Raw genomic sequence first — 13173 nt, forward strand, 5'->3', positions numbered from 1 at the left:
TCAAGCTATGCGTGGCGACCAGAAGCATCGCCGGTCCAGGCACGATAGTTGCTACGGATGCAATTGCAGTAAATGCCAGCCAAGCTTCAATGTTCATTAATTTCTCTAAATAGCCTAACAGTTTATTAAAGAGCCATCGGCTCACTATCTCTTTGGCTACTATTTCCTGGCTGCTACACGGAACGCCATGAAAAAATCCTTCCATATCAGCCAGTTACAAGAAGTCGATCAATATTTAGCCAAAAATAGCAAGCCCACGGCTCAAGTCGCCTGTATCTACTCATGGCTCTTGAGCATATTTCAACCTCTCGCAAAGTCAATGACTTAGCGGTACTGGCAAGTAGATATGAGCCGTGGCTCATTATTTCGGAACTTGACACTTTGCCCGAACACGAAATACTGTATATGCAAACAGTTATCAGGAGATCGTCATGGATGATGTTCGCCACTCACTGCCACGGCATTCCGACAAGTTTATGCCAACACTTCGGCGCCATATACGGGAATCGGGTCTCGCATATCGTACTGAGCAAACGTATGTGCTATGGATAAAGCGCTTTATCCATTTTCACAAGTTACGGCATCCTCGTGAGATCGGAATTGCTGAAGTCGAAGCGTTCCTCAACCACTTGTCTGTAGACTGCCACTGTTCGGTCAACACCCAGAAAATTGCCTTGAATGCACTGGTTTACTTATACAAGCGCTTCCTTGGTGTTGATACGTCCAATATTGGTTTCACCCCTGCCAGGCAATATCGTCGCCTTCCCGTGGTTTACAGCCGGACGGAAATACAGGCAATCGTCTCCAACCTGAAAGGCGTACATCGGTTACTAGTCGAACTGATGTACGGCTCTGGCCTCCGATGTGCGGAGCTCCTGTCGCTGAGGGTCAAGGATATTGACTTCGGCAGCAACAACGTTTTCGTGCGTGGCGGCAAAGGTAACAAGGATCGCACGACGATTCTTCCTCTGGCCCTCATTCCCGCGTTACAGGCACAGATCCGGCAAGTAGAACTCCTACACGCGCAGGATATTGAGAATGGGTACGGGGATGTTTATATGCCGGACGCACTCGAGCGGAAGTATCCAAGCGCCGCCCGCTCAACGGCCTGGCAGTACCTGTTTCCGGCATCACGGCTTGGGCCATGCCCGCGCAGCGGTGTTATTCGCAGGCATCACTTGCACCATTCCGCGCTCGGAAAGCAGATACGTCGTGCGGTGCACGCTGCCGGCGTAAATAAACCGGCCCGCGCGCACGCCTTCCGGCACAGTTTCGCTACTCACCTGCTGGAGGTCGGCTACGATCTTCGGACAATTCAGGAATTGCTGGGCCATGCGGATATCTCCACAACCGAGATTTACACCCATGTGGTCAATCGCGGCGGTAAAGGGGTATTAAGCCCGGTGGATCGGTTATTACCCGGTGGCAGCGTACAGGAGAGCGCTCCCGGGAACCGGTCAGCGGTCTGAAATCGGGAATGGACAAAAAAAGCCCCGCAATTGCGGGGCTCTTCTTGGGCAGGCTGGAAAGGCCGGCTTACATCATGCCGCCCATACCGCCCATGCCACCCATGCCACCCATATCCGGGGCGGCCTTGTCTTCCGGCAGCTCGGCTACCATGGCTTCGGTGGTGATCATCAGGCCGGCGATGGAGGCAGCCGCCTGCAGCGCAGAGCGGGTTACCTTGGCCGGGTCCAGGATACCCATTTCCAGCATGTCGCCGTACTGGCCGGTGGCGGCGTTGTAACCGAAGTTGCCTTCGCCCTGCTTCACCTTGTCGACGACTACGGAAGCCTCGTCGCCGGCGTTGGCAACGATCTGGCGCATCGGCATTTCCATCGCGCGCAGCGCGGCGGCGATGCCGTGGTTCTGGTCTTCGTTGTCACCTTTGACGGAGATCGCCTGGGTGGCGCGAACCAGTGCGGTGCCACCGCCCGGTACTACGCCCTCTTCCACTGCAGCGCGGGTGGCGTGCAGGGCGTCTTCCACGCGGGCCTTCTTCTCTTTCATCTCGACTTCGGTGGCAGCGCCGACCTTGATCACGGCAACACCGCCGGCCAGCTTGGCCACGCGCTCTTGCAGCTTCTCTTTGTCGTAGTCGGAAGAGGACTCTTCGATCTGGGCGCGGATCTGCTTGACGCGCGCTTCGATGTCTTTCACATCGCCGGCGCCATCCACGATCACGGTGTTTTCCTTGGACAGGGTTACGCGCTTGGCGCCGCCCAGGTGCTCCAGGGTGGCAGCCTCCAGTTCCAGGCCGACTTCTTCGGAAATTACGGTACCGCCGGTCAGGATGGCGATGTCCTGCAGCATGGCCTTGCGACGGTCGCCGAAGCCCGGCGCCTTGACGGCAGCCACTTTGACGATGCCGCGCATGCTGTTGACCACCAGGGTGGCCAGCGCTTCGCCTTCCACGTCTTCGGCGACGATCAGCAGCGGCTTGGAGGCCTTCGCTACCTGCTCCAGCAGCGGCAGCAGATCGCGGATGTTGGAGATCTTCTTGTCCACCAGCAGGATGTAGGGGCTCTCCAGCTCGGCAGTCATGTTTTCCTGGTTGGTGATGAAGTACGGGGACAGGTAGCCGCGGTCGAACTGCATACCTTCCACCACGTCCAGCTCGTTCTCGAGGCCGGAACCTTCCTCAACGGTGATCACACCTTCCTTGCCAACTTTCTCCATGGCCTCGGCGATGATGGTGCCGACGCTCTCGTCGCTGTTGGCGGAGATGGTGCCTACCTGGGCGATAGACTTGCTGTCTTCACAGGGGGTGGCCAGGCTGGCGATGTGTGCGACGGCTGCGGCTACCGCCTTGTCGATGCCGCGCTTCAGGTCCATCGGGTTGAAGCCGGCGGCGACGGACTTGAGGCCTTCGGTAACGATGGCCTGGGCCAGTACGGTCGCGGTGGTGGTGCCGTCACCGGCTACGTCGGAAGCTTTGGAAGCCACTTCCTTCACCATCTGCGCGCCCATGTTCTCGAACTTGTCTTTCAGTTCGATTTCCTTGGCTACGGAAACACCGTCTTTGGTCACGGTCGGGGCGCCGAAGGATTTGTCCAGTACCACGTTGCGGCCTTTCGGGCCCAGGGTGGTCTTAACGGCATCAGCCAGGATGTTTACACCGGCCAGCATCTTCTGGCGGGCGTCATCACCGAATTTTACGTCTTTAGCTGCCATGATTCATGTTCCTCAAATTCTTTGTGCGAGTGAAGTAATGCGGGACGCGCAGTCCGGGGCGTGCAGCCCGGGCTCAGCCTTCCAGCACGCCGTAGATGTCGCCTTCGCTCATGATGATCAGCTCTTCGCCGTCCACCTTGAGGGTGTTGCTGTCCGCGTAGCGGCCGAACACCACGGTGTCACCCACTTTGACAGACAGGGCGCGAACGTCGCCGTTGTCCAGCAGTTTGCCCTCACCCACGGCTACCACTTCGCCCTGGTTCGGCTTTTCTTTGGCAGCGCCCGGCAGCACGATACCGCCGGCTGACATGGCTTCTTCTTCCTTACGGCGCACTACGACGCGGTCGTGTAAAGGACGAATTTTCATGGATAAGCTCTCCATTGAGTCGTTTTTAAGGTTTTCCAAATGGATGGCCCCGGCCTCGCCGGCCGGTGACCGATTGCCCCACTCTGGCCGGCAGAACCGGGGCAAAATTCAGGGGTGCTCCCTATCTAAGGGCGCACAGGTGGATTTCAACAGCGGCAGATAAAAAATCTGTGAATTCGCGGGGAAATCGACGGGCCCGATTAAAAATTAACCATTTCGATCGCTGTCTTTCTTGTGGCTTTCGCCAGGTTGACCATTCTCTCGAGAATAGTCCCCTTCTATGACGTCGCGATCGCCGCTCGGGCGGTGCGGCGAGCCGTCGCGAGGGTCAAATCCCGGGCGGACCACGGTCACATGCCGCAGGATGCGCCCCAGCAGCAGCTGGCGCAGCCCGGGGATCAGGCAGGCGAAGCCGAGGGCGTCGGTAATGAACCCCGGTGTCAGCAGCAGGGCGCCACCCACGGCGAGGAAGATCCCCTCCACCATCTCCCGCGCCGGCAGCTCCCCGGCCTGCATCTTCTGCTGGGCCCGCATCACGGTGGAAAGCCCCTGCCGGCGCAGCAATGCCAGGCCGACCACGGCCGTCAGCAGCACCAGGCCGATGGTGGGCAGCGCGCCGATCTCGCGCCCCACGGTGATAAGCAGCCACATCTCGAGAATGGGCATGAGGATAAAAAGCAGGAGCAGAGGGCGCATGCGGCGTATTCCTTAGCAGACAATCACTTGGCGAAACGGGCGAATCTGGGTATTTTCGATATGCTGTAGTAAATGAGGGGTAGTGGCAAATACTTCAAGGCGCCGCATTCGACTCAGCGCCATCCAGGCTAGGGAGGCTTCAATGGCAAGCGAGCAGCAGGACACCATGGAGGTACCGACAATTGGCCGCGGCCGTCATCTGGTCGACGAGCTACTGGCGGAAGCGGATATCCGTATCAACGGCGACAGACCCTGGGATCTGCGCCTGCACCGCGAGGCGGCGCTGGACGAGATCATTGCGCGGCCCAGTCTGGGCCTCGGTGAGTCCTATATGCGCGGCGACTGGGATGTACCGGCCCTCGACCAGTTTTTCTGCCGTATTCTGCGCGCCGACCTGCCGCGCCACATCAAGCCCTGGCGCAACGCCTGGCGCATATTGCGCAGCTACCTCGTCAACCTGCAGAGCCGCGGCCGCGCCTTCGAGGTGGGCGAGCGCCACTACGACCTGGGCAATGAGTTCTATCGGGCCATGCTCGACAGCCGCCTGACCTACAGCTGTGGCTACTGGCGCGAGGCGGAGACGTTGGAAGATGCGCAGACCGCCAAGCTGGACCTGATCTGCCGCAAGCTGGGACTGCAGCCGGGCATGCGGCTGCTGGATATCGGCTGCGGCTGGGGCAGCCTGGTGAGTTATGCGGCGCAGAATTACGGCGTGGAATGCGTGGGGGTCACGGTGTCCCGCGAGCAGAGCGCCTATATCGCCGAGCACTATGGCCACCTGCCGATCACCGTGCACCTGCAGGATTACCGCTCCCTTTACCATAACCACACCCCGGACGAGCCTTTTGACCGCATCGCCAGCGTGGGCATGTTCGAGCATGTGGGCCGCAAGAACCACCGCACTTTTATGCAGGTAGCCAGGCGCTGCCTGAAGAAGAACGGGCTGCTGCTGCTGCACACCATCGGCAAGAACCAGCGCCGCTCCACCACCGATCCCTGGATCGACAAGTACATCTTCCCCAACGGCGACCTGCCCTCTGCCGGCCAGATCGGCGACGCCGCGGACAATCTGCTGACCTGCGAGGACCTGCACAATTTCGGCAGCGATTACGACAAGACGCTGATGGCCTGGCACGAGAATTTTGAGCGCAACTGGCCGCGCTTTGCCGACCAGTACGGCCAGCGCTTTTACCGTATGTGGCGCTACTACCTGCTGTCATGCGCCGGCGCCTTCCGCGCGCGCCATATCCAGCTGTGGCAGTGGATGTTCAGCGACAGGTTGCCGGGCGGCGTGCAAAGAGTTTCCTGAGCCCTGTTGAACCTATAAACAAACCACCTGTAGGAGCGGCGGGGCGGCCATCCGCCGATGGCCGCGAACGGGCTATAGGGGAATCCCCGAGCATCGATCGCGGCCATGGGCCGCTCCTACAGACGTGAAAAAAAAGGGCGAACTCGCAGTTCGCCCTTTCTCGTTCATCAGCCAGTGCGCAATCAGATGCGCGCGCCGCCATCGATATCGAACACGCGGCCGGAGACAAAGTCGTTCTCGAGGATAAACGCCACGGTGGATGCGATTTCTTCCTGCTCGCCCAAACGGCGCAGGGGCACCTGCTTGACCAGGCTCTCGAGAATCTCCGGGCGCATCTGCGCGACCATGTCGGTGTTGATAAAGCCCGGGGCGATAGCGGCCGCGCGCACGCCGTAGCGGGCCAGTTCCCGCGCCCAGGTAACCGTCATGGCGGCGACGCCGGCCTTGCTCGCGGAGTAGTTGGTCTGGCCCATATTGCCGGCGCGGGACAGGCTGGAGATATTGACGATAACGCCCCCGCGCCCGCCTTCCGCCATGATTCCCGCAGCGGCGCGGCCACACAGGAAAACCCCGGTCAGATTGACGTCGATCACCGACTGCCACTGGGACAGGGACATACGGTCGGTCACCTTGCCGTCTTTGACTTTCAGCAGCATGCCGTCGCGCATGATGCCGGCGTTGTTCACCAGCACCTGCAGGCCACCGAAGTCCCGGGCGATCTGCGCGAATCCGCTGTCCACTTCGTCTTCGCTGGCCACGTTGATCACATAGCTGCGCGCCTCGGCGCCGTGCTTCTCGCAGGCCGCGACACTCGCCCGCAGGTCGTCCTCGTTCAGGTCGATCAGCGCCAGGCGCGCGCCGCGCGCGGCCAGGTACTCGGCCATCGCGCGGCCGAGGCCGCGGCCGGCGCCGGTGATGGCTACGATGCTGTCGGCGATCTGCATGTTGAATTCCTCGTCTGAATCTTCTTTGTTCTTTGTTCTATTCCCTCTCCCCGCCGGGGAGAGCGGGCGCTAAGGATTTACCACTGGTAACCAACCCCGACCGTCACCTTGGTATCCTCTTTTTCCAGCTCCAGCGACGGCGTATTGTCGTAGAGCCAGTGGTAGGCCATCTCCATCAGCACCCCCTCCACCAGCGGCGTGCGCACGCCAAACTTGGCGTTCGCCTGATAGTCTTCGCTGCGATCGAGGGACTGCAGGGTCTCCTGATCAAAATAGATCTCGGGGCCGAGGGCGAACTTGTAGCGGTAGTTCAGCGCCAGGCGGCCCGCGTTGTAGCTTTCATCCTGATCCTCGCTCAGTGCCGCGTCGATAAAGTCCTCTTGCAGGCTGCTGACACCGCCTTCCAGTGAGAAGGCCGTCTTCTCTGTGTCGTAGAACAGGTAACCGAGGCCGAGACCCAGGGTAGTGCCCAGATCCAGGTTGCGCGCCTCTTCCCGCTGCGCCTCGCTGTTGGCCGCGGCAAACCACTTTTCGGCGAAGATCCAGCGCAGGTTGTAGGCCAGCAGATATTTCTCCAGGCCCTCCACCTCGGCGTTGCTCTGACTCTGGTAGAGCGCATTGACCAGGTGGTGGAAATCGCCGCTGCGGACATCCAGTTTGACGTTGACATCCAGGTCTTCGCGCTCGCGGTTACCGTTCTCGAAGACCCCACCGGCACTGACGTTGCCGTGGAACACCACCGGGTTGCCGACGAAGTTGTTGTAGGGCTCGGCGCGGTCGATGGCGGGGAAGTCCATCAGCCAGCCGGAGCCCTCGTCACAGTAGAGCTCCCACTGCTCGCGCCGGTGTCCCGCCAGGGCACAGGGCCCCTCGCGGCCGGCGATCTTCAGGTCGACGTCCACATCCATGGACACGATCTTTGATTTCTCGATCTTGATCTCGCCGAACGTCTCGGATTTCCACACGACGTGCTCCCGCTCGACCAGAACCAGCTCACCGTTCACCCGGTCGCCGTTGCTCAGGGTCAACACACCGGCAGCGGCCCGGAGGGAGACAGCGGCAAGGAAAAACAGCAAGATGGTCGTCAAATGTCTTACAGCAGGAACCACGGGTACAACCTTGGAGTTATCTTGATGAGCGGAAATTGGGGTTATCGGTGAGGAAGCACACAAACACTGGCGGCTATGATGCCACAACCAGGATCTGCAGTGTACTCGCGGCGGTGCCCCGGGGGCGGGTGATCACCTACGGCGACCTCGCGGAGATGGCCGGCTTCCCGCGCGCCGCGCGGCTTGCGGGGCAGACGCTGCGCAAGCTGCCGCACGACACCACGCTGCCCTGGCACCGGGTGATCAACGCCCAGGGACGCATTTCCCTGCCGGAGCCCGGGGCCGGGCGCCAGCGCGAGAGGCTGGAGAAGGAGGGCGTCACGCTGCTGAACGGGCGCGTGGATATGGGCAAATACCGCTGGCGGCCCTAATGCCGGCCACCAGCCGGGTGGGAGCCTGCCCTGCAGGCGACTTCCATAGGCTCGGGATTTCGCCTGCAGGGCAGGCTCCCACAGTAGATCCTTAGGGCCTGTTCACACTAAATTCGATAGCCGCGTTGCCGCCCCAAAACGGGCCTGGCAAGGCGCGAGGGCCGAAGGCGCCGCGAATGCGTGGAGCGGCTGGGGCCGTGGTTTAGCGTGCTAAATGAGCGACGAGCAACGCGGCATGGCCCGTTTTGGGGCGCAACCCAAAGGGACGGGGCCGTTTTCCCGCAATGCTGCGTTGCAGCTCGCTTATGTGGCGGGCCACACGGCGCTCCCTGCGCCTTGCCTTGCGAAAAAACGGCCTCCGCCGCGGCCATCGAATTTAGTGTGAACAGGCCCTAGGTAACTTTCGGTTCCGGCTCCCCCAAGCGCCTTTCGCGCCACCACAGGAAGATCGCCAGCAGCACCGCCGGCGTGCCGAGTATCGCCACATAGATAAAGAACTGCGCGTAGCCCTGGGCGTCGACCACTATGCCAGAAAAGCCGCTGATAAATTTGCCCGGCAGGGTCATCAGCGAGCTGAACAGCGCGTACTGGGTGGCCGTGTAGGCCTGGTTGGTCAGGCTCGAGAGATAGGCGATAAACACCGCATTGGAGATACCGCCGCTGATATTGTCCGCACTGATCACGATCGCGAGCCAAGTGCGATCCGGCCCTACCTGCGCCAGATGGGCAAACAGCAGGTTGGTCGCCGCAACCATCGCGGCGCCGAGGATCAGCGGGCGCATGATGCCGTAGCGCACCACCAAGAGCCCCCCGAGGAAGGAGCCGATGATGGTGCAGAAGAAACCGAACACCTTGCCGATTTCCGCGATATCGGTCTTGCTGAAACCCAGATCCAGGTAGAAGGGGTTGGCCATCACCCCCATGGCGATATCGCTCAGGCGGAAAATGCCGATAAACAGCAGCAGCACGAGCGCGAAGCGGCCGTTGCGCTGAAAGAACTCGATAAAAGGACAGGCCACCGCGCGCACAAACCACTCTTTCATCGGGGAGTGCTCGCCGCTCCCCAATACCCGGTCGACCCACTCGTGCTGGAACGGCTCGGCCCTGTCCTTGATGTAGGCGTGGTCCGGTTCGGCCACCAGCAATGTGGTGACAACGCCCACGCTCATCAGTCCGGCCATGGTGGCATAGGACACCGACCAGTTGGCCAGTTCGGCGATATACAGGGCCCCGGCACCGGCGACGAGCAGCGCCACCCGATAGCCGAACACATAGTTGGCGGCCATGGCGCCCTGCAAGTCTTTGTCCACTGCCTCGATGCGGTAGGCGTCGATCACCACATCCTGCGACGCGGAACAGAAGGCCACCCACACCGCCAGCACGGCCACCTGCGTCAGCGCCAGCTGTGGATTCAGGTAGGCCATGCCCAACAGGCCGAGGGACACCCCCAACTGGGAGACCAGCATCCAGCTGCGGCGCTTGCCGAGCCAGCGGGTCATAAACGGCAGGCGCAGGTAGTCGATGACCGGTGCCCAGAGCACCTTGATGGAGAAGGTGATACCCACCCAGGCGAAGAAGCCGATCGCCGTCCGGCTGACGCCGTAATCCCGCAGCCAGGCGGTGAGCGTGGAAAACACCAGCAGCAGTGGCAGTCCGGCGGAAAAGCCCAGGAAAAACATGGTGAGCACGCGGGGCTTCAGGTAAACCCGCAGCGCCTGCCCCCAAGTGAGTTTCTGCTCCTGCATGCTGCTTTATGACATCCCTTTGTTGGTCGGGGCCGGCTTTGTTATGGCGCGCATCCGCGGCGCCCGCGGATGCTGTGTGGCCCGTGGTCGCTGGCCAGAGATCAGTGGGTCAGTGAATCAGTGGCCCCAGACCACCTCGAGCTCCGCCTCGGCCAGTTTGTTCGCGTTCACGTTGAAGCCGACCTTGGCCGGCGAGGCGTTCTCGTCCAGCGGCAGCTGCTCCACCTTCAGGGCGATCACCCGGAACTGGTAGCGGTGGTCGCCGTGGCCCTGCGGCGGGCAGGCGCCGCCGTAACCGGGGCTGCCGTAGTCGTTGCGCGCCTGTACCGCCTCGGGGATCAGGCCGTTCTTGGGGTCGCCGGCGCCCTCGGGCAGACTGGTCACATCCGCGGGAATATTGAACAGCACCCAGTGCCACCAGCCACTGCCGGTGGGCGCATCCGGGTCGTGCACCATCACCGCGAAGCTCTTGGTGCCCTCCGGCGCGCCGCTCCAGCTGAGCTCGGGGGAAATATTCTCCCCGCCACAGCCGCTGTAGACGTGGGCCATCGGCATGCGCGCGCCGGGTTGCAGGGTTTTCGATGTGACAGTGAATTCCGCGGCATTGGACATAGCGGCAATAACCGATAGCGTAGTGGCAGCCACCAGTTTAGCAGTCCACCCGGCGGTGAATCTGCGCATATTTGCGCTCAACAGGGCAATGTTCACTGTATCTCCTCTTCGTCGACGAACAGGTCGGCAATCCGGTTCAGATCCATATTGCCACCGGTGAGCACTATCGCGACATTCTTGTTGCGAAAGCGCGCGCCGTGTTCCAGCACCGCCGCCAGCCCGACCGCTGCGGAGGGTTCCACCAGCTGCTTGGTGCGCGTCCACAACAGCTGCATGGCTTCGACGATGCCGCGCTCGCTGACGGTCAGGATATCGCGCACCGTGCGTTTGATGACGGCGTAGTTGCGCCGCCCGAGGGTGGTGCGCAGGCCGTCGGCGATGGTATCCGGTGCCTGCGGCGTGGTGATATGCACGCCGCCACGCAGGGAGCGCTGGGCGTCGTCGGCGCCCGCCGGTTCGGCGCCCATCACCACCACATCCGGCGCCAGCGCCGCCACCGCCAGGCCGATACCGGCCAGCAAGCCACCGCCGCCCACCGGGGCTATCACGATGTCCGGCGTGAAACCCTGCTCGCGGCACTGCTGCATGATCTCGAGCGCCACCGTGCCCTGCCCGGCGATAATCCGGCGGTCATCGAAAGGCGGTACTACATGGGCGCCGGTCTGCTGCACCACTTTCTGCAGCGTCGCTTCGCGGTCGGCCTGGGAGGGGCCGCAGATCACGATTTCCGCACCGTAACCGGCCACCGCGGCGCGCTTGGCCAGTGGCGCCGTTTCCGGCATCACGACGGTGCAGGCCAGCCCCAGCTCGGCCGCGGCCCAGGCGAGCGCGGCGCCGTGATTGCCGGACGAGTGGGTGGCGACCATCTGTGTCTCCGCTGGCAGCTGTGCCAGCGCATTGCTGGCGCCGCGGGCCTTGAAGGCGCCGACCTTCTGCAGGTGTTCGCATTTGTACCAGAGGTTGGCGCCGCAGAGTTCGTCGATCTGGCGGCTGCGAATTAACGGCGTGCGGTGAATACGACCGGCGATATTCTGCGCGGCGGTGAACACATCGGCACTGGTGGGCAGATCGGTTTGGTCGCTTGGCATAGAGCAGTGATTCTTCCGTTCAACTGTAGAAGGGGCCGCTGGCCGCGATTGCAGGAGCGGCCGGCGGCCGCGATCAAAGTATGCAGAGACAGGGGAAATCCGCGCGCGGTCAGCGGCCGCGCCTCTGCATCCTGCCGGTAGCGCGCCAACGAGCCCGAGCGGAGCCGGCGCTCCGCCGCCCCGGATTCAGATCCGCTTAGCGCAACAGGCGCAACAGCCTGAACTTCCGCGCATTAAAAGGAGCGTAACGCAAATCCAGATCAAAGATGTTCTTGCGCTTCATCACCGCCTTGAAATGGCTGAAGGTGCGGAAGCCGTGCTCGCCGTGATAGGCGCCCATGCCGCTGGAGCCGACGCCGCCGAATGGCAGGTCGTGGGCGGTCATGAACATCATGCAGTCATTGACGCAGGCATTGCCCGAGCTGCAGCGGGCGAGAATGCGGTCGGCGGTGGCGTCGTCCTGGGTGAAGACGTAAAGCGCCAGCGGCTTTTCGCGACCGTTGACGAATTCCTCGACCTTGCTGAAATCGTCCAGCTCCACAACCGGCAGCAGTGGTCCGAAAATCTCCTCCTGCATCAGCGCGGCGTCGGCGCTGACATTGCGCAGCAGGGTCGGCGCCACATAGCGCTGCTCGACGTCCACCTGTCCGCCGAAAACGACATCGCCGTCGGCGAGGAGATCGGCCAGGCGTTGCGCGTGATGGCTGTTGACGATGCGGCCGTAATCCTTGGACCGACTCGGATCTTCGCCAAACATCTCCGTTGCCGCCTTCGCGATCGCCGGCAGCAAGCGCTCCGCGGTGGCGCTGGTGCACAGCAGATAATCCGGCGCTATGCACGTCTGACCGGCGTTGGTGAACTTGCCCCAGGCGATCCGCCGCGCGGTCACGTCGATATTGGCGTCGTCGGCGACGATACAGGGGCTCTTGCCCCCCAGTTCCAGGGTCACGGGCGTCAGGTGTTTGGCCGCGGCGGTCATGACTATCCGGCCCACTCTGCCGCCACCGGTGTACAGGATATGATCCCAGCGCTGTTCCAGCAGCGCCGTGGTCTCCGGTACCGCGCCCTCGACACAGGCAAAAGCATCGTTGTCGAGATAGCGCGGCAGCAATTCCGCCACCAGAGCGGCGGTGGCCGGCGCCAGCTCCGAGGGTTTCAGCACGGCGCAGTTACCGGCGGCGATGGCCGGCACCAGGGGCGACAGCAGCAGCTGCAGGGGGTAGTTCCAGGCGCCGATGATCAGTACCACGCCCAGGGGTTCGGGCAACAGGTAGCTCTTCGCCGGCTGGGCGACGATGGGGGTCGACGCACGCCGCGGCCGGGCCCACTTCTTCAGGTGCTTGAGCGCGTGATCGATGTCCCCGAACAGCGCGGCGACCTCCGTCATAAAGCCTTCCTGCGGCGCCTTGTGCAGGTCTCGCTGCAACGCCTGCAGGAAGCGGGGCTCGTTTTCGGACAGCATGCGGCGCAACTGCCGCAGTTGCTGGCGCCGCCAGCTCAGGTCGGCGGTGGTGCCGCTGCGAAAGTAGGTGCGCAGGCCGGCCACCAGCGCCGCGGCGTTGAATTCATTTGCTGCGCCCAGATCCGGCGCAATTTGCGGTTCCAACGAAGAGACTTCCAACCCCGTTACCTCCCTCGAATGGTTTTCGCCACAATTTATTGTTGATATATAGCGGCGCTGTCAGGGCGCTTCCGCGCCCTGGTTCCGACGCAATATCTTGAGAAGCTATCGGCAAGTCAAGCAGGCAACTGGGACAA

General features: G+C 62.1%; 12 protein-coding genes. 3 read left to right on the forward strand and 9 right to left on the reverse strand.

Annotated features, from left to right (window positions below):
* Window positions 1-431: 431 nt before the first annotated feature.
* Entirely contained in the window at window positions 432-1469 is a 1038-nt protein-coding gene (locus RRF64_RS16265; protein ID WP_323846979.1) for an integron integrase, read from the forward strand.
* 67 nt (window positions 1470-1536) lie between these two features.
* On the opposite strand, the gene groL is transcribed toward RRF64_RS16265, so the two are convergent.
* The 3 genes from groL to RRF64_RS16280 all read right to left on the reverse strand — a co-directional run bounded on the left by groL (window position 1537) and on the right by RRF64_RS16280 (window position 4237).
* Window positions 1537-3174 (reverse strand): chaperonin GroEL, encoded by a 1638-nt coding sequence (gene groL, locus RRF64_RS16270; RefSeq protein ID WP_323846980.1) that lies wholly within the window; start codon window positions 3172-3174, stop codon window positions 1537-1539.
* Window positions 3175-3247: 73 nt separating this feature from the next.
* Window positions 3248-3541: a co-chaperone GroES gene (locus RRF64_RS16275; RefSeq protein ID WP_091389047.1), complete on the reverse strand. Its 294-nt coding sequence runs from the start codon at window positions 3539-3541 to the stop codon at window positions 3248-3250.
* 207 nt (window positions 3542-3748) lie between these two features.
* Window positions 3749-4237 (reverse strand): FxsA family protein, encoded by a 489-nt coding sequence (locus RRF64_RS16280; protein ID WP_323846981.1) that lies wholly within the window; start codon window positions 4235-4237, stop codon window positions 3749-3751.
* 142 nt (window positions 4238-4379) lie between these two features.
* On the opposite strand from RRF64_RS16280, the gene cfa reads away from it, so the two are divergent.
* On the forward strand, window positions 4380-5546 hold the full coding sequence (cfa, locus tag RRF64_RS16285; RefSeq protein WP_323846982.1) for a cyclopropane fatty acyl phospholipid synthase: 1167 nt from the start codon (window positions 4380-4382) through the stop codon (window positions 5544-5546).
* A 182-nt stretch (window positions 5547-5728) separates the two neighbouring features.
* On the opposite strand, the gene RRF64_RS16290 is transcribed toward cfa, so the two are convergent.
* Entirely contained in the window at window positions 5729-6490 is a 762-nt protein-coding gene (locus RRF64_RS16290) for an SDR family oxidoreductase (protein ID WP_323846983.1), read from the reverse strand.
* Between the two features lie 77 nt (window positions 6491-6567).
* Entirely contained in the window at window positions 6568-7578 is a 1011-nt protein-coding gene (locus tag RRF64_RS16295) for a DUF481 domain-containing protein (RefSeq protein WP_323846984.1), read from the reverse strand.
* Between the two features lie 68 nt (window positions 7579-7646).
* Between RRF64_RS16295 and RRF64_RS16300 the strand changes: the two genes are divergently transcribed.
* Window positions 7647-7970, forward strand: a complete 324-nt coding sequence (locus RRF64_RS16300; RefSeq protein WP_323846985.1) for an MGMT family protein — start codon at window positions 7647-7649, stop codon at window positions 7968-7970.
* 392 nt (window positions 7971-8362) lie between these two features.
* Here RRF64_RS16300 and RRF64_RS16305 read toward each other — a convergent pair whose 3' ends face one another.
* The 4 genes from RRF64_RS16305 to RRF64_RS16320 form a co-directional block, all read right to left on the reverse strand.
* Window positions 8363-9715: an AmpG family muropeptide MFS transporter gene (locus RRF64_RS16305; protein ID WP_323846986.1), complete on the reverse strand. Its 1353-nt coding sequence runs from the start codon at window positions 9713-9715 to the stop codon at window positions 8363-8365.
* A gap of 117 nt (window positions 9716-9832) precedes the next feature.
* Window positions 9833-10327 (reverse strand): YbhB/YbcL family Raf kinase inhibitor-like protein, encoded by a 495-nt coding sequence (locus RRF64_RS16310; RefSeq protein WP_323846987.1) that lies wholly within the window; start codon window positions 10325-10327, stop codon window positions 9833-9835.
* Window positions 10328-10419: 92 nt separating this feature from the next.
* Complete coding sequence (locus RRF64_RS16315) at window positions 10420-11415, reverse strand: threonine ammonia-lyase (RefSeq protein ID WP_323846988.1); 996 nt, start codon at window positions 11413-11415, stop codon at window positions 10420-10422.
* A gap of 196 nt (window positions 11416-11611) precedes the next feature.
* Window positions 11612-13021, reverse strand: coding sequence for an aldehyde dehydrogenase family protein (locus tag RRF64_RS16320; RefSeq protein WP_323846989.1), 1410 nt, complete (start codon window positions 13019-13021; stop codon window positions 11612-11614).
* Between the last annotated feature and the right edge of the window lie 152 nt (window positions 13022-13173).

The sequence above is a fragment of the Microbulbifer magnicolonia genome, assembly GCF_035117725.1.
Classification (GTDB): domain Bacteria; phylum Pseudomonadota; class Gammaproteobacteria; order Pseudomonadales; family Cellvibrionaceae; genus Microbulbifer; species Microbulbifer magnicolonia.

Bases quoted from the DNA above. Each gene is read 5' to 3' on its own strand.
- RRF64_RS16265 (WP_323846979.1), top strand. From the start codon at position 432: ATGGATGATGTTCGCCACTCACTGCCACGGCATTCCGACAAGTTTATG.
- groL (WP_323846980.1), bottom strand. From the start codon at position 3,174: ATGGCAGCTAAAGACGTAAAATTCGGTGATGACGCCCGCCAGAAGATG.
- RRF64_RS16275 (WP_091389047.1), bottom strand. From the start codon at position 3,541: ATGAAAATTCGTCCTTTACACGACCGCGTCGTAGTGCGCCGTAAGGAA.
- RRF64_RS16280 (WP_323846981.1), bottom strand. From the start codon at position 4,237: ATGCGCCCTCTGCTCCTGCTTTTTATCCTCATGCCCATTCTCGAGATG.
- cfa (WP_323846982.1), top strand. From the start codon at position 4,380: ATGGCAAGCGAGCAGCAGGACACCATGGAGGTACCGACAATTGGCCGC.
- RRF64_RS16290 (WP_323846983.1), bottom strand. From the start codon at position 6,490: ATGCAGATCGCCGACAGCATCGTAGCCATCACCGGCGCCGGCCGCGGC.
- RRF64_RS16305 (WP_323846986.1), bottom strand. From the start codon at position 9,715: ATGCAGGAGCAGAAACTCACTTGGGGGCAGGCGCTGCGGGTTTACCTG.
- RRF64_RS16310 (WP_323846987.1), bottom strand. From the start codon at position 10,327: ATGTCCAATGCCGCGGAATTCACTGTCACATCGAAAACCCTGCAACCC.
- RRF64_RS16315 (WP_323846988.1), bottom strand. From the start codon at position 11,415: ATGCCAAGCGACCAAACCGATCTGCCCACCAGTGCCGATGTGTTCACC.